General features: G+C 64.4%; 24 protein-coding genes. 6 read left to right on the top strand and 18 right to left on the bottom strand.

The genetic code is table 11. The features are described from left to right. Window positions 1-62: 62 nt before the first annotated feature. The 4 genes from CK215_RS15375 to CK215_RS15360 all read right to left on the bottom strand — a co-directional run bounded on the left by CK215_RS15375 (window position 63) and on the right by CK215_RS15360 (window position 4133). On the bottom strand, window positions 63-650 hold the full coding sequence (locus CK215_RS15375; RefSeq protein ID WP_095831417.1) for a hypothetical protein: 588 nt from the start codon (window positions 648-650) through the stop codon (window positions 63-65). Window positions 651-654: 4 nt separating this feature from the next. After that, entirely contained in the window at window positions 655-1125 is a 471-nt protein-coding gene (locus tag CK215_RS15370) for a DUF3828 domain-containing protein (protein ID WP_095831416.1), read from the bottom strand. Between the two features lie 99 nt (window positions 1126-1224). Continuing rightward, a complete protein-coding gene (locus CK215_RS15365; protein ID WP_095831415.1) occupies window positions 1225-2874 on the bottom strand; it encodes an ABC transporter substrate-binding protein in 1650 nt (549 codons plus the stop codon). A 218-nt stretch (window positions 2875-3092) separates the two neighbouring features. Continuing rightward, entirely contained in the window at window positions 3093-4133 is a 1041-nt protein-coding gene (locus tag CK215_RS15360; protein ID WP_095831414.1) for a proline racemase family protein, read from the bottom strand. Window positions 4134-4380: 247 nt separating this feature from the next. On the opposite strand from CK215_RS15360, the gene CK215_RS15355 reads away from it, so the two are divergent. Continuing rightward, a complete protein-coding gene (locus CK215_RS15355) occupies window positions 4381-5064 on the top strand; it encodes a GntR family transcriptional regulator (RefSeq protein WP_095831510.1) in 684 nt (227 codons plus the stop codon). Window positions 5065-5116: 52 nt separating this feature from the next. Here CK215_RS15355 and CK215_RS15350 read toward each other — a convergent pair whose 3' ends face one another. Next, entirely contained in the window at window positions 5117-6667 is a 1551-nt protein-coding gene (locus CK215_RS15350; protein WP_095831509.1) for a trimethylamine methyltransferase family protein, read from the bottom strand. A gap of 90 nt (window positions 6668-6757) precedes the next feature. Between CK215_RS15350 and CK215_RS15345 the strand changes: the two genes are divergently transcribed. Then, on the top strand, window positions 6758-7660 hold the full coding sequence (locus CK215_RS15345; protein WP_095778563.1) for a LysR substrate-binding domain-containing protein: 903 nt from the start codon (window positions 6758-6760) through the stop codon (window positions 7658-7660). 45 nt (window positions 7661-7705) lie between these two features. Then, a complete protein-coding gene (gene mutL, locus CK215_RS15340) occupies window positions 7706-9583 on the top strand; it encodes a DNA mismatch repair endonuclease MutL (protein WP_095831413.1) in 1878 nt (625 codons plus the stop codon). Window positions 9584-9768: 185 nt separating this feature from the next. Here mutL and CK215_RS15335 read toward each other — a convergent pair whose 3' ends face one another. Then, window positions 9769-10662 carry a DMT family transporter gene (locus CK215_RS15335; RefSeq protein ID WP_095831412.1) on the bottom strand — a complete coding sequence of 298 codons (894 nt, stop codon included), beginning with the start codon at window positions 10660-10662 and terminating at the stop codon, window positions 9769-9771. A 90-nt stretch (window positions 10663-10752) separates the two neighbouring features. On the opposite strand from CK215_RS15335, the gene CK215_RS15330 reads away from it, so the two are divergent. After that, on the top strand, window positions 10753-11679 hold the full coding sequence (locus CK215_RS15330) for a LysR family transcriptional regulator (protein WP_095831411.1): 927 nt from the start codon (window positions 10753-10755) through the stop codon (window positions 11677-11679). A 10-nt stretch (window positions 11680-11689) separates the two neighbouring features. On the opposite strand, the gene CK215_RS15325 is transcribed toward CK215_RS15330, so the two are convergent. Further along, the gene (locus tag CK215_RS15325; RefSeq protein WP_095831410.1) at window positions 11690-12274 is read right to left on the bottom strand and encodes a hypothetical protein; all 585 of its coding nucleotides are present in this window, start codon (window positions 12272-12274) and stop codon (window positions 11690-11692) included. Window positions 12275-12387: 113 nt separating this feature from the next. On the opposite strand from CK215_RS15325, the gene CK215_RS15320 reads away from it, so the two are divergent. After that, the gene (locus CK215_RS15320) at window positions 12388-12621 is read left to right on the top strand and encodes a DUF2093 domain-containing protein (protein ID WP_067000947.1); all 234 of its coding nucleotides are present in this window, start codon (window positions 12388-12390) and stop codon (window positions 12619-12621) included. A 187-nt stretch (window positions 12622-12808) separates the two neighbouring features. Here the strand turns inward: CK215_RS15320 and lpxK are convergent, their stop codons facing one another. The 7 genes from lpxK to epmA all read right to left on the bottom strand — a co-directional run bounded on the left by lpxK (window position 12809) and on the right by epmA (window position 19728). After that, window positions 12809-13846 (bottom strand): tetraacyldisaccharide 4'-kinase, encoded by a 1038-nt coding sequence (gene lpxK, locus CK215_RS15315; protein WP_095831409.1) that lies wholly within the window; start codon window positions 13844-13846, stop codon window positions 12809-12811. A gap of 62 nt (window positions 13847-13908) precedes the next feature. Then, on the bottom strand, window positions 13909-15225 hold the full coding sequence (gene waaA / locus CK215_RS15310; RefSeq protein WP_095824794.1) for a lipid IV(A) 3-deoxy-D-manno-octulosonic acid transferase: 1317 nt from the start codon (window positions 15223-15225) through the stop codon (window positions 13909-13911). Further along, window positions 15222-15998, bottom strand: a complete 777-nt coding sequence (locus tag CK215_RS15305; protein WP_095831408.1) for a lysophospholipid acyltransferase family protein — start codon at window positions 15996-15998, stop codon at window positions 15222-15224. The genes waaA and CK215_RS15305 overlap by 4 nt, the downstream gene beginning before the upstream one ends. Window positions 15999-16003: 5 nt before the next feature. Beyond that, entirely contained in the window at window positions 16004-16249 is a 246-nt protein-coding gene (locus CK215_RS15300; protein WP_040973997.1) for a DUF4170 domain-containing protein, read from the bottom strand. A gap of 75 nt (window positions 16250-16324) precedes the next feature. Then, a complete protein-coding gene (locus CK215_RS15295) occupies window positions 16325-17119 on the bottom strand; it encodes a 3'(2'),5'-bisphosphate nucleotidase CysQ (protein WP_095831407.1) in 795 nt (264 codons plus the stop codon). A gap of 1 nt (window position 17120) precedes the next feature. Next, on the bottom strand, window positions 17121-18464 hold the full coding sequence (locus tag CK215_RS15290) for a TldD/PmbA family protein (RefSeq protein WP_095831406.1): 1344 nt from the start codon (window positions 18462-18464) through the stop codon (window positions 17121-17123). 220 nt (window positions 18465-18684) lie between these two features. Further along, entirely contained in the window at window positions 18685-19728 is a 1044-nt protein-coding gene (epmA, locus tag CK215_RS15285; RefSeq protein ID WP_095831405.1) for an EF-P lysine aminoacylase EpmA, read from the bottom strand. A 129-nt stretch (window positions 19729-19857) separates the two neighbouring features. On the opposite strand from epmA, the gene efp reads away from it, so the two are divergent. Further along, window positions 19858-20427 (top strand): elongation factor P, encoded by a 570-nt coding sequence (efp, locus tag CK215_RS15280; RefSeq protein ID WP_067000944.1) that lies wholly within the window; start codon window positions 19858-19860, stop codon window positions 20425-20427. A gap of 196 nt (window positions 20428-20623) precedes the next feature. Here the strand turns inward: efp and CK215_RS15275 are convergent, their stop codons facing one another. From CK215_RS15275 to CK215_RS15260, 4 genes are read right to left on the bottom strand one after another with little or no spacing between them, the layout of a single operon-like run. Next, complete coding sequence (locus CK215_RS15275) at window positions 20624-21868, bottom strand: response regulator (protein ID WP_245418691.1); 1245 nt, start codon at window positions 21866-21868, stop codon at window positions 20624-20626. Beyond that, window positions 21786-22151: a response regulator gene (locus CK215_RS15270; protein WP_067000427.1), complete on the bottom strand. Its 366-nt coding sequence runs from the start codon at window positions 22149-22151 to the stop codon at window positions 21786-21788. The genes CK215_RS15275 and CK215_RS15270 overlap by 83 nt, the downstream gene beginning before the upstream one ends. Further along, window positions 22148-24802 carry a GAF domain-containing protein gene (locus CK215_RS15265; RefSeq protein ID WP_170950311.1) on the bottom strand — a complete coding sequence of 885 codons (2655 nt, stop codon included), beginning with the start codon at window positions 24800-24802 and terminating at the stop codon, window positions 22148-22150. The genes CK215_RS15270 and CK215_RS15265 overlap by 4 nt, the downstream gene beginning before the upstream one ends. Continuing rightward, window positions 24768-25328 (bottom strand): SCO family protein, encoded by a 561-nt coding sequence (locus CK215_RS15260; RefSeq protein WP_141245482.1) that lies wholly within the window; start codon window positions 25326-25328, stop codon window positions 24768-24770. Before CK215_RS15260 ends, CK215_RS15265 begins: the two co-directional genes overlap by 35 nt. Window positions 25329-25344: the final 16 nt, after the last annotated feature.

Here is a 25344-nt window from a genome sequence, read left to right as displayed (position 1 = left end):
CGATAATCGCCGCCGCAAGGATAGCACGGAGTTTCATCTGTGATGCCCTGACCGCGACTTCATCATTCGCACTGGTACTGGCTGAGCGCCCATTCGCCGGTGACCGACAGGAGGTCGGAGATCTTCCAGTCGCCGCCGACCTTCTTCAGCTTCCATTCGAGACGGTGCTGGTGGCCTTCGACGACGAAGACGACCACCACCTTGGCCTCGTCACCATTGATCGCTTCGATGGTGCGCAGGCTCTTGTCGATGGCGAGCTTGTCGTAATCGGCATTGTCGAGCGCCATGTTGGGATCGAGGCACTCGCCCTGACCCGAGGCGCGCAGCGCGTCGGCTTTGTCGAGCACGCTCTTCGCCGGATCGCTGAAGTTCTTGCGCTGGCTGGGGTCCAATTCCAGCCCGAGATGCTCGTAGAAGGGCTTCACCACCGCCGTCGGCGATCCGGGCAGGACGGGCGCAGCTGGCGCCGGTTCGGCCGGCTTGCTTTCAGGCGTTGTGGCCGGCGCCGACTTGTCGATCGCCGGCGCATTGTCGCCAGAGGACGCGTTCGGCGGCGGCGAGCCGAACAGTCCTTGCCCGTAGGCGCCGCCGTTCAGCCCCGCGGTCAGCATCGACAAGCTCGACAGCGCGAGGACCAGACGCCGAAGCACGGCGTCACTCCGTCGAGGAGCCGCATTCCAGCGTGCTGAGCGTCCAGTCGCTGGTTTTGGAGGTGATGTCGGCGATCTTCCACTTGCCGTCCACTTTCTTCAGCGACCACACCATTTCGCGTTTGGAGTCATCGCCTTCCGAGAAAAGATTGAAGCTTGCCGTCACCTCGGCGGTGTCGCCATTGACGGCCTCGGCAAGCTTCAGCGTCTTCGACACGGTCTTCTGGTCGAAATCCTGGGCGTCGAGGCCTGGGTCGAAGTCGATGCAGGATACCTCGTCGGGCTTCTCGTTGCGGGCCTTGTCGTTGGCTTCGAAGAGCTTGGTGACCGGCTCGGTGAAGCGGTCGCGGTATTTCGCGTCCGCCTCGAACTTCACTTCAGGCACATAGAAGAACTTCACGGCGTTGGAAGCCGGCCCGGCGAGTGCCGCGGCAGGCAAGGCGATCGAGATGGCAACTGCGATCATCGGTCTCATGCAGGATCTCCGGATGGTCGGCGGCGTGGTGGCACGATCACCACCACGCATCCTGCATATCGGCTTTTTCACGACGCATGAAGTCCTGCGCTGCGCGGCTTAAGCTTCCAGCCAGACGTTCTGGAAATCCATTTGATAGGTTTGGTGCATGGCGTAGTTCTTCACCTTCTTGTTCATGTGGCAGTAGAGCTTCTGCCAGAACGGCTGGATGATGACGCCGGAGTCCTGCAGGATCTGCTCGACGTCCTTCATAACCTCCTTGCGCTTGGCGACGTCGATCTGCGACAGCGCCTCCTTGAGCTTGGCGTCGAAATCCGGGTTCGAGAACGCGGTCTCATTCCAGGCCTCGCCGGTGCGATAGCCCAGCGCCAGCACCTGCACGCCGAGCGGGCGCATGTACCAGATGGTCATGGAATAAGGATATTTCGTCCAGTCGTTCCAGAAGGTCGAACCGGGCAGCACCGTGCGCTTCACCTTGATGCCGGCATCGCGCAACTGGCCGGCGATCGCGTCGCCGGTGTTCTTCTGCCATTCGTCCTCGACCGTGATCAGCTCGTGCTCGAAGTCGGCCTGCCCGGCGTCGGCCATCAGCTTCTTGGCGCCCGCCGCGTCCCGTTCCTTCTTCGGCAGCGGGTAATATTCCGGATGGATCGGGCTGACATGGTGGTTCTCGCCGACCGTGCCGCGACCGGCGTAGCCGAGCTGCATGACCTGGTTGTTGTCGACCGCCATCTGCAGCGCATTGCGCACCCGTTTGTCATCGTAAGGTTTGTGCGTGATGTTGGTGCGCGCAACGAGCGTGGTCGCCGTCGCGACTTCCGATTTCACCAGCTCCATCTTGTCGAGGGGGTCGATGAAGTCGGCCGGGGTCTCGAAATCGAGGTCGATCTCGCCGGAATCGAAGGCATTCAGCGTGGCGTTGAAGTCGGTGCCGTAGTCGATGAACTCGACCCCGTCGAGCGGCGCTTCGCCGCCCCACCACTTGCCGTTCTCGCGGCGCTTGACCACGGCTTTCTGGCCGACATCGTAAGACACCAGCTCGAAAGCCCCGGTGCCGATCGGCTTCTTGATCGGATCGGCGCCATCCTTGTCGAAGTTGCGATGCACGACCAGCGCCGGATAGTCGGTGAAGCCCGGGATGATCGCGATATCGGCTTCGGACAGCTTCAGCTTGACCGTATGGTCATCGACCTTGGTGATCGCGCCATCCCTTGCCTTGCCGGTCTTGGCGTCGACCAGCGCGCCGACGCGGGCGGCCATGGAATTGCCGGAAGCCCCCTTCTCGCACCAGCGATTGAGGTTGAAGACGACGTCATCGGCGTTGAAGGCATCGCCGTTGTTCCAGGTGACGCCTTTGCGCAGATGCAGCGTGTATTCGGTGGCGTCGTCGTTGACGTCCCAGCTTTCGAGCAGCACCGGCTCGAAGGTGAACTGGTGCGTGTAGCGCACGAGCGGCTCCAGCCAGGTGCGGGTGACGTTCGCCATCTCCGTCCAGTCATAGGTGCGCGGGTCCTTCTGCGCCTTGACCGACATCGCGACATGCAGCGTTCCGCCTTTCTTCGGCTCTTGCGCCAGGGCTTTTGTCGGCGCGGCAAGGCCAATCATGCCATAGGCGAACGCCGTCGACGCGCCGAAGGCGCTTGCCAGCGCCAGGAATTCGCGCCGGTCCACGCGGCCCGCGCGCGCTTCTTTAACCATCGCCTCGATGGCGGCAGGAACGCGATCACCGTTGCTTTTGAAGATTGTCATTTTTTCCTCCCATGTTGCGAAACATTGGCCATCCTGGTGCACTTTTTTTCAGCTGTAGATGGCGCCTGCAGCGTGAGCGTGCGTCCAGACGCTGCCTTGCCTGAGATAGTGAGAACTCGCTCCATCCTGCGGCATTTCGAATATCGTATACGAGCCTTGTTGAGCGTCAAGCTTCTTGGGGCATGAGCTGGAGAAAGATGCCGGGCGAAGAACCACCTTCACACCTTCGCACGCTTCATCGGCCAGGTGTCCGCCACGCGATAGCCCGCCGGCCAAGGATCTTCAGGATCCAGCATGTGCTGATGGATGCCGGTGATCCAACCGCGACCGCTGATCTGGGGGCGTATTGCGGGCATATCGACAACCTGCGTGGTGCCGAGAATCTTGCCGTGAAATTCTGACCCGATGATGGACACACCGGTGAACCAATCCTCGGCTGTCATTTGACCCTTCGCGTGCAAGAGCGCCATGCGGGCCGACACCGCCGTTCCGGTCGGCGATCGGTCGAGCTTGCCAGGTTTTATCGAAACGACCGATTTTGCGCGGAGGCGGTTGCCATCCTGGGTGATGGCGCCGGCAAAAAGACAGAACGAATGGTGGCGCCAATCGGGACGCTCAGGGTGGGAGAACGCCATTTGTCGATTGGCCGCATCGGTGATGCGCACCCCAAGTTCGGCGAGATCACGAGCCTCGTCGGTTTCAAGCGCTAACCCAAGGGCAGGTGCGTCGACGACGACGAAACTGTCGCCTCCATAGGCCGTGTCGACCGTGATGGTACCGAGGCCATCGACCTCAAGCGGCACACCGACCCTGCTGGCGAATGATGGTACGTTTTCGACGGTGATGCGCTGGGCTTTTCCTCCGGCACACTCGGCCCGCACGCGTACCAGACCGCCCGGCGCCTCGAGCACCATTTCGGTTACCGGCTCCTGCATGGGGATGATCCCGGTGTCCAGAATTACCGTCGAGACGCAAATCGAATTGGAGCCGGACATCGGGGGCGTATCCTCCGGCTCCATTATGATCCAAGCCATCTGCGCGTCGGGATGCTTGGGAGGGACCAGAAGGTTGACGTGCCGGAAGACGCCGCCGCGCGGTTCGTTAAGAACGAAGTTACGAAGTCCGTTGTCTTCTGCAATCCATTTGCGCTGGTCCCAGACGGTGTCTCCCGGCGGAGGAGACACCCCGCCAACGATGACATCCCCGACTTCGCCCTCCGCGTGGCAGGAAACAACATGGATGACTTTCGTGCTTCGCATTCGGGAGTCCCCAGAGCCGCGGCTTCCGATTGGATATCGTATACGATCTTCGGCTCTCGTCAAGGCTCGATTGAAGGGAAATGCGCCAGTCGCTGCTGATCGGCCGGGCTCAAAAGAGCCCACGCCGGACGGCATCTCAGGCCACGCAGACACTCGGATTGAGCAGAATCGCGAGCGTATTTGATCGCGAACATCGTCTACGATATCTATGTTTGCAGATCTGACGCTCCGTGCGGAGACTCTACACGTGCCATTTGCATTTGCCGACATTCCCGATTTGGGTGCCGCCCCCACCGCTTCCGACGTGGTTTTGAAGTTCATCCGCGGAGCAATCATATCCGGGTCGCTTGATGAGGGCGAACCGATCAGGCAAGACGACGTCGCCCGCATGTTCAACATCAGCAAGATTCCGGTGCGCGAAGCTTTGAAGCGGCTCGAGGCAGAGGGATTCGTGGTATTTCAGCGAAACAAGGGCGCAATTGTCGCCAGCATGTCGGAACCGGAGATCGTGCAGATTTTCGAGGTCCGAGCCATGCTGGAATCGAACGCAATTCGGCTTTCCCTCCCCCACATGAACGAGAAGACCTTCGATAAAGCGCAAGCAAGTTGCGACTCCTTTGCGAAGGAAACCGACGTCGGCCGCTGGGCGGAACTAAATTGGGAGTTCCATTCCAGTCTTTATCTAGACGCCGGGCGACCATATCTGCTCCGCATGATCCGGTCGGTTAACGATCGCATCGAACGCTATCTGCGAGTTCAGCTGACGATTTCCGGCGGTCATGAGCTTGCGGATCGAGAACATCGCGAAATCCTGGCCGCCTGCCGCGCTGGCGAGACCGAACAGGCCGCAAAGTTGGTCTACGATCATATTATGAACGCCTGTCAATCGCTTCAGAAACACCTGGCCAACGGCAAGGTGCGCGCTGGCTGAGCCATTGGCTTGCTGTCAGTCGCGATTGCCGACGGCCTTTGCCCATTTTTTGTCAACTAACGCTATCAGGCAGCTTTTCCTCGCGCCGCGCGATCAAATCCTTGAGACCTTCGGCGATGCCCTCGTCGAGCTTCGGCTCCTGGTAGTCGGCGAGCATGTTGCGCGCCCTTTCGAGGCCGCGCGTGTCGTGATCCTTCGCGCCCTCGGCTGTCCATTGTTCGAAGGAATTGAAGTCCATGATGCTCGGCATGAAGAAGGCGCGCTCGAAATGCTCGAGCGTGTGCTGCGTGCCGAGAAAATGCCCTTGCGGACCGACCTCGCGGATCGCCGCCATGGCCTCCTTGAAATCGTCGAAGGGAACGCCGCCGGCATATTTGTACCAACCGACGAGCTGTTCACAGTCGGTGGCGAATTTCGAATAGCCGCAGGTAAGGCCGGCCTCGAGCCAGCCGGCGGAGTGCCAGATGTAATTGGCGCCGGCGAGGATCGCGGCATGCATAAGCATGTTCGCCTCGTAGCCTGCCTGGGCGTCGTTGAGCTTGGAGCCGACATGGAAGCCCGAGGTGCGCCATGGCAGTTTGTATTTCCGCGCCAGCGCGCCCATCAGATACATCATCTGCGCAGCCTCCGGCGTGCCGCCCATCGGGGCGCCGGTCTTCATGTCGACGGTCACCATGAACTGGCCATAGATCTGCGGCGAGCCGGGACGGATCAGCTGGGTGAAGGCCACCCCGGCGAGCGCCTCGGCATTGACCTGCGCGACCGCGCCGACGGCGGAGGCCGAGGTCGAGGCGCCGCAGAGCGCGAAGGGTGCCAGGATCAGCGGCTGGTTGTGGCGGGCATAGACCCGCATGGCGTCGAGCATGGTGGCGTCCCACACCAGCGGCGAATTGCAATTGGTGATCGCCACCAGCACCGGATTGTCGCGCACGAACTCCTCGCCGAACACGATCGCAGCCATAGCCATCGTGTCTTCGGCCCGCTCCTTCGACGTCACGATACCCATGAACGGCTTGTCGGAGTGCTTGAGCGCCGAATGGATGATGTGGAGGTGCCGCTTCGGCACCGGGATCTCCATCGGCTCGCAGATGATCGAGCTCGACGAATGCAGCGCCGGCGCCATGTAGGCGAGCTTGTGGAAATTGTTGAGGTCGTTGAGCGTGCCGTAACGCCGCTTGTTGTCGAGGTCGCGCACATAAGGCGCGCCATACATCGGCACGAAGATCGAGTTCTTGCCGCCGACGCGAACCGTTCGCTCGGGGTTGCGCGCATTGAGCGTGAATTCCGGCGGGACCTTCGAGACAAGCTCCATCAGCAACGCGCGATCGATGCGGACCCGTGTGTCCTTGACGTCGGCACCCGCCGCCTTCCAAAGCGCGATCGCTTCGTCGTCGCGGAACTCGCAGCCAACCTCCTCGAGGATTTTGAGCGACTCCTCGTGGATCAGTTCCACCGCCTCGTCGGGCACGATCTCATAGGCCGGAATCTGGCGAACGAGCGTCGGGAAAGACGCGACCGGCGCGCTTCTCAGCGCCTTGCGCCCAAGGCGGCCGCCGCCGCGACGGTGGGTCGGCACAGTCAATTCAGCGGCCGGTGCGTTCATGTTGTCTCCTTCATCCTGCCCGACCAAGTTAGCGACACGAAATATGGATGTGACGCTGGAAAATCCTGATCTCTTGTATAAGTTGCGCTTATGCGAAGCCTGCGCCACCTCCTGCCCTCGGCCGGCAGCCTCGTCGTCTTCGAGGCGGCAGGCCGGCTGTCGAGCTTCACCGCCGCCGGGCGCGAGCTCGGCATGACCCAGGCGGCCGTCTCCTATGCGGTGCGCGGACTGGAGGAACAGCTCGGCGCCAAGCTGTTTCAGCGCCGCCACCGCCAGGTGCTCCTGACCGAGGCCGGCGAGCGCTTCCACGCGGACGTCTCGCTGGGGTTGTCGCATATCCGCAAATCTGCCGAGGACCTTCGCCTGCAGGCGACCGGCGGCCATGTGACCCTTGCCGCCTCGACGGCCTTCGGCTCGTTCTGGATGATGCCGCGTCTGCAGCAGTTCCGCGACCAACTGCCGGGCATCGACCTGCGCATCCAGACCGCCGACCGCGACCTCGACATCATTGCCGAGGGTATTCCGCTCGGGGTGCGCGGCGGCGTGCCGCGCGACTGGCCGGACTATCACTCGCTGTCGCTGTCCGATGAAGAGATCTTCCCCGTCGCCGGCCCCAGCTACCTCGCCAAATTCGGCATGCCGAAGACGGTCGAGGAACTGGCCACGCACCGGCTGATCCATCTCGAGGAGCCCTATCGCGAGGCGCCGAACTGGGACGAATGGTTCGCGTCGGCCGGAACCAGCCTGCGCAATGCCGAGCGCGGCCTGCGCATCAACGACTATGCCCTGGTGATCCAGGCGGTGATGGAAGGGCAAGGCATCTCGCTTGGCTGGCGGCATCTGGTCGAGCGGCTGGTGGCATCAGGGCTGCTGGTGCCGGTGACCGAGCATGTGATGAGGACCGGCATCGGCTTCCACGTCATCTGGCCGAAGAACCGCGAGCTCAGCGACAACGCGCGCAAGGTCAGGGACTGGCTGGTGGCGCAGGCATGAAGTAGCCCCTCCCCCACACCGTTCGAATCCGCCTATAATCCTCGGATGCCCATTCGCCAGCTTTCCGAAACGATGATCAACCAGATCGCCGCCGGCGAGGTCATCGAGCGTCCCGCAAGCGTGGTGAAGGAGTTGGTCGAGAATGCGCTCGATGCCGGCGCGTCGCGCGTCGAGATCGTCACCGCCGGCGGCGGGCTCTCGCTCATCCGCGTCACCGATGACGGCTCGGGCATTCCCGAGCGCGAACTGGCGCTGGCAGTTGCCCGACACTGCACGTCGAAGCTGTCGGACGACATCCACGACATCCGCTCGCTCGGATTCCGCGGCGAGGCGTTGCCGTCGATCGGCTCGGTGGCCAGGCTTTCGATCCGCTCGCGCACGGCCGCCGGCGACAGCGCGGCCGAGATCAGCATCGAGGGCGGCCGGGTGTCGGCCGTCAAGCCGGCGGCGGCCAACCGCGGCACCACCGTCGAAGTGCGCGACCTGTTCTTCGCCACGCCGGCACGGCTCAAATTCATGAAGGGCGAGCGCGCCGAAAGCTCGGCCACCGGCGACGTGGTGAAGCGCATCGCCATCGCCTTCCCCGCCGTGCGCTTCACGCTTGCCGGGTCCGACCGCTCGACGCTGGAGCTGCCGGCGACCGGCGACACGCCGGAGGGCCGGCTCGCCCGCATCGCGCAAGTGATGGGCGCCGACTTTCCCGACAATGCCATTGCGATCGATGCCATGCGCGACGGCGTGCATCTTGCCGGCCACGTCTCGATCCCTTCCTACACCCGCGCCAACGCGCTGCAGCAATATGCCTATGTCAACGGCCGGCCGGTGCGCGACAAGCTGATCGCCGGCGCGATCCGCGGCGCCTTCGCCGACGTGCTGCCGCGCGACCGGCATGCGGTGACCGTGCTGTTCCTTTCGCTCGATCCGGCAACCGTCGACGTCAACGTCCACCCGGCCAAGGCCGATGTGCGCTTCCGCGATCCGGGCCTGGTGCGCGGGTTGATTGTCGGCGCCATCCGCGAGGCGATGGCCGACGCCGGCATCCGCGCCGCGACCACCGGCGCGGCCGGCATGATGGCGGCTTTCCGGCCCGGCGCGGCGTCCTATTCGCATCCCGGGCCGGCCAATGGCCACCGCAGCTATGAGGCCGCTTTTCGCGCCTCCGGCTCCAGCTTTGATCATGGTTCGACTTTGGCGCGCTCGCCGCAGCGGCCGCTCGACATGGGCGAAGCGCGGCCGGCGCGAGGCGGCTTCGCCGAGAACGATCAGGCTGCCTTCGACACCGGGCCGCTGGCAAGCGCCGACGCGCGGGCGGGCATCGCCGAGCCGGCCGAGGCGCTGCTCGGCACTGTGCTGGGCGCGGCGCGCGCTCAGGTGCATGAGAACTATATCGTCGCCCAGACCCGGGATTCGCTCATCATCGTCGACCAGCATGCCGCACATGAGCGCCTGGTCTACGAGGCCTTGAAGAACGCGCTGCACTCGCGCGCCGTGCCTTCGCAGATGCTGCTTTTGCCCGAGATCGTCGACCTTGCGGAAGAGGATGCCGAGCGGCTGGCGATGCATTCCGAGACGCTGGCCAAATTCGGCCTCGGCCTGGAGCGCTTCGGCCCGGGCGCGGTGGCGGTGCGCGAGACGCCGTCGATGCTCGGCGAAACCAATGTGCAGCAACTGGTGCGTGACCTCGCCGACGAGATCGCCGACAACGACACGGTCGAGACGCTGAAGGAACGGCTGGACAGAATAGCCGCGACCATGGCCTGTCACGGCTCGGTGCGCTCGGGCCGCCTGCTCAAGGCCGAGGAGATGAACGCGCTGCTGCGCCAAATGGAGGCGACTCCCGGCTCCGGCACCTGCAACCATGGCAGGCCGACCTATATCGAGCTGAAACTCGCCGATATTGAAAGGTTGTTCGGGCGAAGGTGAGCGCGCCAAGGCCCTCACCCAGTCTTCGCTTCACTTCCGCTGACTTCTCCCTATGGGGAGAGGAGACCTTCAGCGCCGGCGCCAACCCGTTCGAGTGGCCGCGTAGCGGCCGGATGAGGGGACAAGAAAAGGGCTGCTCGAGGCGGCGCTTTTCTTGAGTCAGGAACCGGCCTCAACCCTTTGACTTACCGCTTCAAATTCACCACGATCACACCGCCGAGCGCCAGTGCGCCGCCGAGGATGCCGAGGAGTGTCGGCACCTCGCCGAGCCAGAAGAAACCGATCAGAGCGGAGGTCGGCGAGACCAGATAGAGGAAGTTCGAGGCGCGCGCGGCCGGCAGGCGCGACAGCGCGGTGGCCCAGGCTGCGTAGGCGATCAGGCTGGGCACGAGGCCCAGATAGATGACGGCGCCGAGGCCGGCCATGTCGGCGACCGCGGCCTGCACAAACGCTTCCGCCAGGAAGGGTGACAGGCAGAGCGCGCCGAGCACCATGTTGGAAGCGGCGATCGTCAGCGGATGATGGCGGGCAAAGAGCGGCTTCTGGACGATGGTGTTGACGGCCGAGCAAAGGGCGGAGCCCAGCACCAGCAGCGCGCCGGTGTTGAAATGCAGGCCATGGCCGTCCGCCACCGCGATGATGCCGATGCCGGCAAACGAGATCACCGTGCCGAGCCAGGCCACGCCGGAAAAGCGCTCGCCGAGCAACGCCATGGCCATGATGGCCGTGAAGATCGGGCTGACATTGATGATGAAGCCGGCAGCACCCGCCGAGACGGTGAGCTCACCGAAATTGAGCATGGCGGTATAGAGCGCGACGAAGATGGCACCGCCGAAGCCGAAACGCCACAGCTCATCGATCCTGGGCAGCGCAGGACGCTTGACCGCAAGGAAGATCGCCGCCGGCACGGCCGCGATGGCGAAGCGCAGCGCCCCGAGCTCCAGTGGCTGGAAAGCGGCAAGGCCGGCGCGGATCGCCGGAAAGGCAGACGCCCAGCCGACCACCGTCAGCGCCACCGCGATCGCGGCCGTGGTGTCCATGCGCTGTGTCTCATTCAGCGTGCCGGTGTACGCGCTCATTGCCGAATCCTCGTCTCTCAGTGCCATAGAGAGAGGAAACGTCATTGCCCGCCGATTGACAAACGAGCAATTCGGGGGTCAGCTGTGAGCATGCTTCACAGCTCTGACCAGCTATTGCCGCTCGAGACTTTGCGCGCCTTCGACGCGGCGGCGCGGACAGGAAGCTTTTCCGCGGCGGCCGAAAGGCTCAACCTCACCCATGGCGCGATCAGCCGTCAGATCGCCAAGCTGGAGGACTGGCTCGGGCTCAAGGTGTTCGAGCGCAACGCGCGCGGTGTCACGCTGACCAATGAGGGCAACCGGCTGCACCTGCGCACCACCGAGGCCTTCGCGTTGATCTCGGTCAATTCCGATCGCTGGGTCGAGCCGCGCGGCACCGCGGTGGTGCGGCTGGCTTCGATCCCTTCGGTCAGCGGCCTTTGGCTGATGCCGCGCATGGCGGCGCTCGAAAACCACCCGACGCGGCTGCGCATCGTGCTCGACGTCGACAACCGCCAGGCCGACCTTGCCGACGAAGGCATCGACCTTTCGGTGCGCTGCGGGCGCGGCCGCATTCCGGGCCGCGTCTCGGTGCAGCTTTTCGAGGAGCACATTTTCCCGATCGCCTCGCCGGAACTGGCGAAGGAGATCGGGCACGGCGACCCGGCTCGGCTGCTCAAATTCCCGCTGATCAACGATTCCGACGCGTCCGCTTGGCGCGCTTGGTTCGCGGCACAGGAAGTCGACTATCGCCCGCGCCCGCAGGACCGGCGCTTCGAGGACTACAATCTGGTGCTCGACGCGGCGGCGCACGGCCTCGGCATCGCGCTGGCGCGGCCGCCGCTGACGGCAGACCAGTTGAAGTCGGGCCGGATTGTTCCCGTTGACGAGCGGGTCGCGCTCAATCCGGTGTCCTATTGGCTCGACCGTCCGATCGGACGGCCGCGCGCGGCCACCGCCGATCTCGCCCGACGCATCGCCGAACAGGCGGGGCTGGCGCCGGAGAAGCTCGAAGCCTTCCTGCAGGACGAGGACTAGATCGCCCGGATCAGCGAAGCAGCATCAGCACGATCGTGGTGGTCGCAGCCGAGACGACGGCCGTCACGATCGATATCATCCACAGCGGCGTCTGGCCGGGTTCGGATCGCGGGGCATGGCCGGGGCGGCGAACGCCGCCGCGCGGCGGCGCGTTGGCGTTGGCCGCAACCAGCACTCCGGACACAAGCGCCGGCGAGAACGAAGAGGGCGGCGCTGCCACGACCCTTGCGGTGTCATCGCCGGCCGGCGGTGGAACCTGGGGCAGCGCCCGCGAAGGCTGATCGGCGTCAGCCGCCGACCTGCCAACCGGAGACTTCGTCGAGGCGCCATCAGCGCCGGCATCGGATTCCAGGACGGCTCTGTAGGCGTTCTCGATCTCGGCCGAGGACAGACGCTGAGTTGGTCGAGCGGCCGGCAACGTGCCGTTCAGCGCCTGCGCGGCCGCCTGTGCGGAGGACACGACGGACGGCGCCGGCGGCTGGACGAGCGCCTTGACCAGCGCCGCGGTCGCAGGTTCGGCCTTGGGCGACGGCACCGGCTGCGGCGCCAGCGCCTCTTTCAGCAGCGACGTCACGCTGGCGTTGGTGATGTCCATGGCGCTTCCCGACAACCATTGTGCCAACCGGCATACTACATGAGCATTGCGCCAAGCTTGACCTTGCCTTCGATTTGTGGCGATTGAACCCCTATGAACCTATGCGCCATTCCATGATGAACCGTTTTGAAGGCCCCGGCGGCAAGGAAGCGCGCATCCGCTATCTCGACGGCGACTTCCAGGTGACGAGCCCCGGCGCGTTCGTGCGCTGCGCGGTGACCGGCGAGAGCATCCCGCTGGACGAGCTCAAATACTGGAGCGTCGCCAGGCAGGAGCCATATGTGAACGCGGCAGCGTCGCTGCGGCGTGAGATCGAGGCGCATCCGGAACTGCGCAAGCGGGGGTAGAACCCCCACTTCGTCATCCCAGGTCGGAGCAGGAGCGAAGCGGCGTCGCGGAGATCATGGGCCGTGAGCGCGCAGCAGTGCTCCGACGGCTGAGAATAGCTTACCGCGATCGCGTACCTCTTGGCTTTGCTGCACTTCGCCGACGTGCGGCTTGGATCCTATGGCCTGCGCTCCGCTTCGCGTCGCCCTAGGATAAGGACATTCTCATCTTGCGCTGTCGCCATGCATCCAGCGTCTCATTGATGATGCGCTCCGGCACGTGGTCGATCTCGAACACGGCGTCGATCTCCAGCACGTCGAGCTGCTCCAGGAAGCCGGCGGGCGCGGGGCCGTGGCGAAGCCGCGCGGCATCCTTTGCCGTGGTGACAAGCCGAAGCCCCTCGCGCTTGGCAAGCGCCGCCAGATCGGCAAGCTCGTCCGCGGCGTAGAAATGATGGTCGGGGAAAGCGCGCGACAGCGCCACCTCGCCGCCGGCGCCGCGCAGCGTATCGAAGAATTTTTCCGGATGGCCGATGCCGGCAAAGGCAAGGAAGCGCCCGCCGGCAAAGCGCGCCGGGTTCGCCGGCTCGACATGGGCCAAAAAGATCGGCCGGCCGGCGCGCGCCGCCTGGCGTACCACCGTATCGGCGGCGCTCCCCTCGCCCATCTTCAGCAAGCCGCCGGTGAAGACCAGCTGATCAACGATCTTGGCCCGGAGCGGGCCGCCCGGAATGACTCGGCCATTGCCGATGCCGAAACGTGCGTCGACCACGACCAGCGCGTAGTCGATATGTATGCGCGCCGACTGGAAACCGTCATCCATGATCAGGAAGTCGCAGCCATGGTCTGCCATCAGCAGTTTGGCGCCGGCGGCGCGGTTGGCCGTCACCGCGACTGGGGCATGTTCGGCAAGCAGCAGCGGCTCGTCGCCGACATGCTTGGCCGCGTCGTGATGCGCATCGACGACATGCGGCTTGGCGAAGGAACCGCCATGGCCGCGCGACAGGAAGCCGGGCGTGAGCTGCATGCGCTTTGCCTGTTTAGCCAGCGCGATGGCGACCGGCGTCTTGCCGCTGCCGCCGACGGTGAAGTTGCCGACGCACAGCACAGGTGCCGCGACCTTCTCGCGCGGCGCGCGCCGCATGCGGCGCCCAGCCACCATTCCATACATCGCGGACACCGGCGAAAGCGCCAGCACGCGCCAGTCCGGCTTTTCCCACCAGAAGGGCGGCGCTTCGCTGGTCATGGCGCGACTTCCATGGCGCATGACCCTTTCCAAAGATCGGATCCGAGTTTTTGGGCCATGCGCTAGCGCCCGTTGGCGCCTTTCAGGCGCGCCTTGACGACCAGCGGCTGGATGTAAGGCTCGAGCGACTTCAGCGTGCGCTGAAGCGCGCCGCGCATCTCATCGACGGTCGCCGCGCCCGCCGCCATCATCTCGTGGCGCACCGCCTCGTTGGTCAAAAGGAAATTGACGGCGCCGGCCAGCATGTCGCGGTCGCGCACCAGCTTGGCGCCGCCGCGATCGAGCAGGCGCTGATAGGCTTCGCGGAAATTCTGCACGTTGCGGCCGGCCAGCACCGCCGTGTCGAGCATCGCCGGCTCCAGCGGGTTCTGGCCGCCCTCGGAGGTCAGCGAGCGGCCGACGAAGGCGATCTCGGTCAGCCTGAGATAGAGTCCCATCTCGCCGATCGTGTCGCCGAGCAGGATATCGGTGTCGGACGTGATGCGGTCGCCCTTGCTGCGGCGCGCGACTTTCAGCCCCATGCCGGATATCTGCGCGGCCAGCGCGTCCGCGCGGTCGGGATGGCGGGGCACGACGATGGTCAACAGGCCAGGGTGGCGCTTGTGCAAGGTCGCATGGACTTCCGCCGCGGCGACCTCCTCCCCGTCATGGGTCGAGATCGCCGCCCAGGTCGGGCGTAAGCCGATCTGGCGCTGCAGGATCGCCAGCGCCCGCTCGTCGACCGGCGGCGGGTTGGTGTCCACCTTGAGATTGCCGGAAACGGTCACCGGCCTGGCGCCGAGGACGCGGAAACGCTCGCCGTCGACATCCGACTGGGCAACCACATGGGCAAGGTTCTCGAACAGCGCCTCGGCGACGCCGGCGCGCTTCTTCCACGACCGGAAGGAACGGTCCGACAGCCGCCCGTTGACCAGGACCTGCGGCACGTTGCGCGCGCCGAGTTCCAGGATGGTCATCGGCCAGATCTCCGATTCGGCTATGATGGCCAGCTCCGGCAGCCAGTGATCGAGGAAGCGGCTTACCGCTGGCTTGAGGTCGAGCGGCACATATTGGTGGATGATGCGACTGCCAAGCCGCTCGTCGGCGACCTTGGCCGAGGTCACGGTGCCGGTCGTCAGCACGATGTTAACGCCGTAATCGAGAATGCTTTCGACCAGCGGCACGACGGCGATCGTCTCGCCGACGCTCGCGGCGTGGATCCAGATCACCGGTCCTTCCGGACGCGGACGGCCGGCGACACCGTAGCGCTCGCGGCGGCGAACGCGGTCTTCCTTGCCGCGCGATGCGCGCCAGGCGACATAGGGTCCGATCAGCGGATAGGCGACGGCCCCGGCGTAACGATAGGCGGTCAGGGCGGCGCGCGCCCAGCGCTCGCTCATTTGTCGCCGTCCACGAGGCGGTAGGCCTCGGCGGTCGCGGCGTTGAGCGAGGCGGTGACCTCCTGGCGCTTGCGCTCCATCTCGGCGTCGTCGGCGTTGGACGGCACGAAGACCGGCTGCCCGACGATTACGGCGGAGCGGCCGAACGGCAGGTTGATGGTGGTCTTGTCCCAGCTCTTTTCCAGCACCTTGCGGCGGCTGGTGGCGATCGCCGAGGGCAGGATCGGTCGCCCGGAAAGCCTGGCCAAAAGCACGATGCCCAGCCCCGCGTCGCGCGGCGTGCCGTGTGGAATGTCGGCGATCATCGCGACATTCTTGCCCGCCACCAGCGCTTTCTTGAGCGCGATCAAGGCTTTGGCGCCGCCTTTGTCGAGATGCCTCGAACTGTCGCGGCCACCCGAGCCGCGCACCGCCTCGATGCCGAATCTGTTCAGCATCAGCGCGTTGAGCTCGGCGTCGGCACTGCGCGAGACCATGGCGACCAGCGGCCGGCCCTTGGGATAATAAGCCGGCGTCAAGAGATGCTGACCATGCCACAGCGCGATGATGCCCGGTTCGAGATGCGCATAGGCGCCGCCGGCGACCTGCGTCGACCCTTTCACCAGCGGGCTGGTGATGCGAATCAGCCGCACGAACCAGGCGAACAGGCTGGCGATGAAATTCTTGACGAATCGCGACTGGGCGAGCGGCTCGCGGATGCGGCGCCACAGCGTGCGAGTCCCGCCCCGCCCGGCGGCACGCCCCGTCGCTCCTTTCACCGCTTCATGTTCCATCGATGTCAACCGGCTGCCTTTGTTTCCGGGTCGAGCAACCGGTGCAGGTGAACGACGAAATAGCGCATATGGGCATTGTCGACGCTGGCCTGCGCCTTCGCCTTCCACGCGGCGTGCGCCGATTGATAGTCGGGGTAGATGCCGACGATGTCGAGCGCATCCAGATCACGGAACTCGGTTCCACCCAGCTTTTTCAGCTCGCCGCCGAACACCAGGTGCAAAAGCTGTTTCTTTCCGTCTTCCACGGCCATGCCGATCCTTCGCAGATTCATGAATTTTGTGAAACGTTTAGACCAAAGCCGCCGATTTTGAAACCGTGGGCCGACTCACCCTTGGTCAGCTCCGGCAATGACGCCGGCCAGGACGCCCAGCAGTTCGCCGCTGCCGGCGGCGAGCGCGCCATGGTTGATCACCTCGCCGGCATAGCGCGGCGGCTTGCCGGTACGGTCGAGCAAGGCGCCGCCCGCTTCGCGGAGGATAAGGTCGGCGGCGGCGATGTCCCAGTCATGCGCGTTGGGCTTGACGAAGGTCGCGTCGAGCTTGCCGTTGGCGATCATCGCCAGCCGGTAGGCGAGCGAGGGTATGTAAGCGACGCGGCGCATCCGGGCTTGCCAGGAAGCGGGCATGCGCTCGACCAGCGGCTTCGGCCCGCCGATCTCGACGGCATCGCCGAGTCGGCGGACCTGGATGCGCTTGCCGTTGAGGAACGCGCCCTCGCCCGGCAGCGCCCAATAGGTCTCGCGCTTGGCCGGACATTCGAGCACGCCGGCCAGCGAGCGGCCATCCTCGACCACGGCGACGCTGACGCACCAGGAATGCAGGCCATCGAGAAAGCCGCGCGTGCCATCGATAGGGTCGACGACGAAAGTGCGGCGGGCCGACAGCCTGGCATGATCGTCGGCGGTTTCTTCGGACAGCCAGCCATAATTCGGCCGCGCCTTGAGCAGGGTCTCGCGCAGATAGGCGTCGGCCGCATGGTCGGCCTCGCTGACCGGCGAGGTCCCGCCCTTCATCCACACCTGGGGGTTTTGGCCGAAATAGCGCATGGCGATGGTGCCCGCCTCGCGGGCGGCGTCGCGCAGTAGAGCGAGGTCTTCGTGAGTCTCGGCTGAGATGACCATGTCAGGCGCCGGCAAGGGTCATTCCCTCGATGAGCAGTGTCGGCGCGGCAGTGCCGAAATTGCGGTCGAGATCGCTCGCCGGCACCATGTTGAGGAACATGGTCTTCAAATTGGAGGCGATCGTCACCTCGGCCACCGGATAGGCAAGCGCGCCGTTCTCGATCCAGAAGCCGGAGGCGCCGCGGCTGTATTCGCCGGTTATCATGTCGACGCCCTGGCCGAAGACCTCGGTGACGTAGAAGCCGCGCTGCAGCGAGGCGATCAGCTCCTCGGGGGCGCGATCGCCGGGCTCGATGGCCAGATTGGTCGAGGACGGCGAAACCGAAGAGCCGCTGCGCGAGCCACGGCCGTTGGTGACGAGACCAAGCTCGCGCGCGGCCGAGGTCGACAGGAACCAGTGGTTGAGCACGCCTTTGTCGACCATCAACAGCTTGTCGCCCTCGACGCCTTCGCCGTCGAAGGGCCGCGACGCCTGGCCGCGACGCCGCAGCGGCTCGTCGGTGACGGTGATCGCGCTTGAGGCTACCTGCTTTCCCATCATGTCGCGCAGGAAGCTGGTCTTGCGCGCCACCGCGGCGCCGTTGATGGCGCCGGCGAGATGGCCGGCAATGCCGCGCGCAACACGCGGGTCGAACACGACGTCGACCGGGCCGGTCGCCGCCTTGCGGGCGCCGAGGCGGCGCACGGCGCGTTCGCCGGCCTTGCGGCCGATCTCCTCCGGCGCGTCGAGATCGGCGAAATGCTGGCGCGAGGAGAATTCATAGTCGCGTTCCATCGCCGTGCCTTGGCCTGCAATGACGCTGGTCGAACGTGAAAAGCGCGACGCGACATATTGGCCGACAAAGCCATGCGAGGTCGCAAGTACCAGGCCGCCAAGGCCGGCGCTGGCGCTGCTGCCGGAGGAATTGGTGACGCCATTGACGGCAAGGGCCGCCGCTTCCGCTGCCAGCGCCGCCTCCTTGAGCTGATCGGCCGACACCTCAGTCGGATCGAAGAGGTCGAGATCACGCAAATTGCGGGCGAGCAGCGCTGGGTCGGCAAGGCCCTGGAACGGATCCTCGGGGGAGACTCTCGCCATGGCGACGGCGCGCTCGGCAAGCGCCTTCGGGTCGGAGGCGGCGGTGGCCGAGACGCTCGCCACGCGCTGGCCGACGAAGACGCGCAGCGACACGTCCTCGCTTTCCGACGATTCGGTGCCTTCGACCTTGCCCAGCCGCACCGACACGCCGGCCGAACGGCCGCGCACGGCGACCGCGTCGGCGGCGTCCGCCCCGGCGCGCTTGGCCGCCTCGACGAGCGCCGCGACGCGGTCGGTCAGTTTCCCTGCGTCGAGCGTGTCGGTCATGCGGTTGGTCCTGTTTGTTCAAGCTGTGCGGGAGGGCAGATGCTACCGCACATCCATGGATGCCGGGCCGCCATCTCTGGAAGCCCGCACAATCGTCTTGGATGCTGCTGCACCATCTATTGTTCCACCACCGCTTGTGCAATGGCGGATGCGGCAATCTCAAGGCAATCGCGGCCCTTCGCAGCGCACTGCCCCGCCGCAACCGCATGAACAGTGCGAATTAGCCGGCCACCGGCGCCCAGATCACATCTTCGATCCTGGCGGCGCCGGTTGCCAGCATCACCAGCCGGTCGAAGCCGAGGGCCGAGCCGCTCGCCTGCGGCATGATGGCAAGCGCGGCGAGGAAATCCTCGTCCAGCGGATAGCGCTCGTCATAGATGCGCTCCTTCTCGTCCATCTCGGCGACGAAGCGGCGGCGCTGCTCGGCCGGATCGGTGAGCTCGCCAAACGCATTGGCGAGCTCGACGCCGCAGCAGTAGAGCTCGAAGCGTTCGGCGACGCGCGGATCCTCCGCGCTCGGCCGGGCAAGGGCCGCCTCGGAGACTGGATAGCCATAGAGGATTGTCGCCCGTCCCTGCCCCAGCGCCGGCTCGACCTTTTCCACCATCACGCGGCTGAACAGGTCGGCCCAATTGTCGTCGGGCGCGGTGCGCAGGCCGGCGCGGACCAGGCCCTGGTGGAGCGCTTCGCGGTCGGTGCTGCCGTCGGCGCCGACGGTCGCCAGCAGGTCGATGCCGGCATGGCGCATGAATGCTTCCGCAACGCTCAGCCGCTCCGGCTCGGCGAAGGGATCGGCCTCGCGGCTACGGAAACGAAAGCTTTTGGCCCCGGCCTTTTCCGCGGCAAGCGCCAGAAATTCGGCGCAGTCGGCCATCAGGCGCCCATAGGCCTCGCCGACGCGGTACCATTCAAGCATGGTGAATTCAGGATGATGCAGCGGCCCGCGCTCGCGGTTTCGGTAAACCGAGCCCAGGCTGAAGATGCGCTTCTCGCCGGCGGCAAGCAGCTTCTTGCAGGCGAATTCCGGCGAGGTGTGAAGGTAGAGCGGCTGGCGCGACGCGTCTGGCGCGATCGCCTCGGTGGCGAAGGCTGCAAGATGCGCCTCGTTGCCGGGCGAAACCTGCAGCGCGGCCGTCGTCACCTCAACGAAATCGCGCTCCGCGAACCAACCGCGCAGGGCGGCGGCAATGGCGTTGCGCGCCATCAGCCTTGGCCGGCGATCGGCATGAACATGCGGCGTCCACCAGGGCGAAGCGGCGGTCATGGGCGGGAAAATCGCCGAGGAGACTGGCGGTTCAGCGCAAGATGCGCTACGGCGCACGCGATGGCCGCCGTCGCCGCTTCGTGGGCAAAGACGCTTGCAGGCCGAAAAACTCGATTGGGATTGAATATCGTGGTCAAGGTCATCGCCAGTTCGTTACGCAAAGGCAACGTCGTCGATAAGGACGGCAAGCTCTATGTCATCCTCTTTGCCGAAAACATCCATCCTGGCAAGGGCACGCCGGTGACCCAGCTCGACATGCGCCGCATCGGCGACGGGGTGAAGATCTCGGAGCGCTACCGCACGACCGAGATGGTCGAGCGGGCCTATGTCGAGGAGCGCGAGCACACCTTCCTCTATTCCGACGGCGAAGGCTTCCATTTCATGAACCCGGAAAGCTACGACCAGGTCGTGGCCTCCGAAAGCGTGGTCGGCGACATGGCGCCTTACCTGCAGGAAGGCATGGCGGTGCAGCTGGCGCAGTTCAACGGCGCGCCGATCTCGCTGACGCTGCCGCAGCGCGCCGTCTTCGAGGTGGTCGATACCGAGCCGGTCACCAAGGGCCAGACGGCGTCCTCCTCCTACAAGCCTGCGGTGCTTTCCAATGGCGTGCGCACGGCCGTGCCGCCGCACATCACGACCGGCACGCGCGTGGTGGTGATGACCGCCGACGGCTCCTATGTCGAGCGCGCCAAGGACTGAGGGTACAGCAGTCAACTATCACAGCTCGCCTGCGGCCAGGCGGGCCTATCGTCAGCACGGTTTGTCCGCCGTCTGGGCGTGAGGCTCTGACCCGAAGCGGATTTGCGGTTGCCGCGACGTGAACGGCAGATCCGCGCCGCGGCGCCGGTGGTTCGACGCACCACATCCCTCGAACGAAGCCGGAGTGCGCTCAACGCTAGATTGGCCGACCGATCCACCGCACGATTTCATAGGCAGGCATCGGGCGGCGAAAGCCCTTCAGCGTCAGTTCGCCAACAGGAACGGATTCGACCAGCGACTCGACAGCTCCGAGGACCCGTTGGCTAACAAGAATCTGGCGCGATTTGGCCTCCTCGCATAAACGGGCGGCATGGTTCGACACAGTGCCGATGACGGCATAGTCCGAGCGCTGATCAAAACCGATGCGCCCGATGGTTGCGTGGCCCCTGGCAATGCCGATCCCAAAGCCAAGCAAATAGTCCCGCTTGCGCCATCGCTCGGAATGCTCGTCAATCGCTTCGCGCATTGCGGCAGCCATCGAGACAGCTCTCTCGCTGTGGTCGGCACATGGCATTGGATCGTTGAAAACCACGACGATTCCGTCGCCCACGAACCGCTCGAGCGTCCCCTCGTGACGGACGATTTGTTCGCCGAGACAGGAATGATACTCGGCCAGAACTGTCATGACTTCTTCGGGTTCGGCGGTCTCTGCGAACGCCGTGAAGCCGCGCAAATCGCAAAAGACAACCGTCACCTCGCGGCGGTGGCTCTGCAAGAGCGCATCTCCATTGCCCGCCGCAACGATGAGGTCGGCGACCTGTTCGGGCAGGAACCGCCTGAGCCGCGCCATTCGCTCGAGCTCCGTCACCTGGCCGGCGACGGTTTCCTCGAGCGAGCGGTTCCAGTCGGAAAGTTGCGCGGCTTGGTCCTCAAGGCGCTTGGCTTGGCTCGCGACAGTGTCGTGAAGCGCCTTCTGGCGCAACATCGAGCGCACCCGCGCCAGCAGCGCCCTGTGCTCGAAGGGCTTTGTCAGATAGTCGTCGCCACCGGCGTCCAGCCCCTCGACCACGTCGCGCGTGTCGGCTTTCGCGGTGACCAGAATGACGGGGATCGATCGCAGCGAGTGATCCTGCTTGAGCATGCGGACCACACTGATGCCGTCGAGCTTCGGCATCATGATGTCGAGCAGGATCAGATCCGGCGTGAGTTCGCGGGCTTTCGCAAGCCCCTCTTCACCATCGGCGGCGGTTACAACTTCATAGCCATTCGCTTCGAGACGCATGCGCAGGATCTCGAGGTTTTCCGGAGTATCGTCGACCGCGAGAATGCGAGGCGGATCGTGCAAGGTGTTGCCTCCCTCAAGAAAGGAAACCGCGAATCTCGGAAAGCAGCTGGCGTGGGCTGAATGGCTTGGCAATGTAACCATCGCACCCAGCAGCAAGGGCTTTCGCCTTGTCGCCCGACAACGCGTAGGAGGTGACGGCGATAATCGGAATGTGCCGGAGCGCCGGGTCGGCCTTGATGCGGCGGGCCGCTTCATACCCGTCGATCACCGGGAGCTGAATGTCCATAAGGATCAGGTCTGGCCTGTGTGCTCCGGCTGCAGCGATGCCGGCGGCGCCGTCCGCCGCCTCGATCAGTTCGTATTCGGTGGTGGCAATGAGATCGCGGATGATTTGGCGGTTGTCCTCGGTGTCTTCGACCATCAGGATTCGTTTGCTCATGCGGCCCTCACGTCCTCATTCATCCGGATCGGGACCTTCAGACGGAATGTCGACCCTGACCCGATCACGGACTCGACGTCTAAGGTTCCGCCATGCATTTCGGCGATGCGCTTCGAGATCGCCAGGCCAAGACCTGTGCCACCCTTCTGCCTGGTGCTGCTGTTGTCGACTTGCTGGAATTCTTCGAAGATAAGAGCCTGGTCTTTGGACGCAATTCCGGGACCGGTGTCTCGGACGGCGATCTCGAAGCGCCCATCGACTGCATCGGCAAGGATGTCGACTGCACCTGTTTCGGTGAACTTGACGGCATTGCCTGCGAGATTGAGCAGAATCTGCGTCAAACGGCGTTCGTCCCCACGGCCGATTGGAAGGTTCTCGGCAACAGTCGCTGAAAGCTCAAGACCCTTCGCCCGTGCGAGCGGCTCGACCGCCGTAACGGTCGATCGGACAATCTGCGCGACGGAGTAGTCCTCGATCGCCAGCGTGAGCTGGCCGGCTTCGATCTTGGACAGGTCGAGCACGTCGTTGATGAGCCCGAGGAGGTGACGGCCGTTTGCCTGCACTCGCGCGACGGTCGCCTTTGCCTTGTCCGGGAGTTCGCCATAGATGCCGTCGACCAGCAGTTCTGTGAAGCCCAGAACCGAATTGAGCGGCGTCCTGAGTTCGTGGCTCATATTCGCCAGGAACTGGGACTTGTGGCGGCTGGCTGCTTCCAGCTCCTCCCCTTTCTCCTCGATCTCGCGGAACAGCTTGGCATTCTGGATCGCGACCACCGATTGGGCTGCGAAGGTCTCCAACAGGTGAACAACTTGCTCATCGAAGGCGCCTGGCTTGTGGCGCCTGACGACCAGTGCACCGACGATCTTGTTGGGCCTCAGCAGCGGAACGATCAGGATACCGCGATATCCGGCGTCGAGGATCGTCTTTCTCACAAGGAAGGATGAGGTTTCCTTGCTGAGGTCGGGAAACTGCACCGGCATGCACCGTCCGGGCGCGTCGCCAATACCCATATCGGCCAGCCCGATCGTCTGCTGCGAGACTGCCGCGATAAGCTCATCGCTCATCCCAAAGTTTGCTCGCGGACGGAATTGCTGCCGCGTGCTGCTGAACACGTAGATGGTGCCAGCATCCGTCGCCGACAACTGGACCGCCTTGGCAACGATCGTCTTCAGCACCGTGTCGAGATCCAGCGTCGAATTGACCGCCTTGCTCACTTCGCCAAGCGCCTCGAGCTCACCGACCGACGCCGCAAGCTCGCGCGTCCGTGCCTGCACCGCCTCGAAGAGCCGCGCATTTTCGATGGCGATCACGGCCTGGTCGGCGAATGTCTCGACGAGCGCGATCTCCTTGGGACTGAAAGGTTGCGGTTCAGCCCTCGTCATGACGAATACGCCAACGAGATCACCTTCCCGCAACAGGGGGGCAGCGAGGACGGTGCGGAATCCGCCTGCCTCAGCGATCAAGGCGACGCGGTAGTCCGGATCAGCGGTCACGTCTTCGATTTGCACGATCCGCCGTTCCTCGATTACGCGCCCTACGGCGGAGCCTCGGCCAGCGGCAAGCGCTGGAAGTGGATTGGCGTCGACATAGGCACGGAAACTGGGCGGGTAGCCAAGCGTCGACACATAGCGGAATACGCCATCAAGCAACTGCACGATGCCACCCTTGTCGGCGCGACAGAGCCTGACAGCCGATTCCACCAACGTATCGAGCACCACCTGTAGATCGAAGGTAGAGCGGCTGATGACCTTCAGAACGTCTGCAGTGGCTGTCTGCTGCTGAAGGGCTTCGTCGAGCTGCTGCGTGCGTGTCTCAATCTCCTGATACAGGCGGCCCAGCTGGTCGGAGGTCTGGTTGACGTTAGCAGCGAGCACTCCAAGTTCGTCGCGATTGGCGACGGCAACCCGTTGGGCGAAGTCGCCGGCCGCTATCTGGCTGAGACGCGTCTCGATCTTCTTGACCGGTTCGATCAACGACCAGGAGATGATGTAACCGAGCCCCAACGCCAGCAGGATACTGCCCACGGCAAACGAAACCACGATCAGTCTGGACGTGCCGTACGCACCCTCGGTCGTTTCGATGGCCGCCACCATGTCGGCTTCGGCCATGTTGACCAGCTGGTTCGTCAGCCGCTCGAGGCGATCAGCCGACGGTATGATTTCATCAAGCTGAACCTTGCGCGCCTCCTCGGTACGGCCCGCGCGGACAAGCTCTGCCACGTGCGTCACCCCGGCCGTCAGTCGTTCGTACTCTTGCCTGACCTGGCCAAGCACTTCCACCTCGGCTTTGGCGACGAACTCCATGCGCTCGAGGTCGTAGCCGAACTGATTGAGCTGGCGCAGCGCCGTATCCAGCATCCGGTTATCCTGTAGCAACAGGGCGGTGGAGATACCGTAGAGCTGGGTGGTAGTATCGTGCTGTACTTGGCGGTAGGCCGCGATCCTGCGCTGCAGCTTGATCAGCTCGTTGGTCTGATCGTTGACCCCACTCAGCACCTGCAACCCGACGGCACCGAGCACGATGAGCAGGCCGACGATCGACAGGAACGCGATCAAGAGCTTGGTCTGGACGCGCGCCGGCAGCCGGGCAACCCAGCCAACGAGCCAGTTCGTTATGCTATTTGGTTTCGTCCAAGAGGCCGAGAAGGTCACCCCGGAACTCCTCCAAGTCGAACCGGACGCCAAGATATTGTACTCGCAAGATGCCATTCGGGTCTACGAGCGAGGTCAACAAGGTATGGTCGACATCACCGTTCGCCGCCTGCTTCGCGAAGACCCCATATTTCCGTCCAACCTCATGGACAATCGCCGGATCGCCGGTAAGAAACGACCAGCCCTTCAGATCGGCGCCAAAATTCTGCGCATATTGCTTCAAAACATCGGACGTATCGCGCTTCGGGTCGACGGTGATCGAAATGAAGGCGATCTTGGGTCCGAACGCACTACCCAACTTTTCCTGCACGCTGGCCATCTGGGCGGTCAGCATGGGACAGACGTCGGTACAGTGCGTATAGATGAATGCAATGGCGATCACCTTGCCGCGAAAGTCGTGCAGCGAGACGCTCGCCCGGTCCTGCGATGTCAGCGTAAAGTCCGGAGCCGGTCCGATTGCCGGCAATCGCTCATCGTGCTGCGCATCATGCGCCTGCGCTGGCCCGGCCATCAGCGCCAGCAGCAAGATACGGGCTGCCAAC

The sequence above is a fragment of the Mesorhizobium sp. WSM3864 genome, assembly GCF_002294955.1.
Lineage (GTDB): Bacteria > Pseudomonadota > Alphaproteobacteria > Rhizobiales > Rhizobiaceae > Mesorhizobium.
This window is presented reverse-complemented; position numbering and strand designations above follow the sequence as displayed.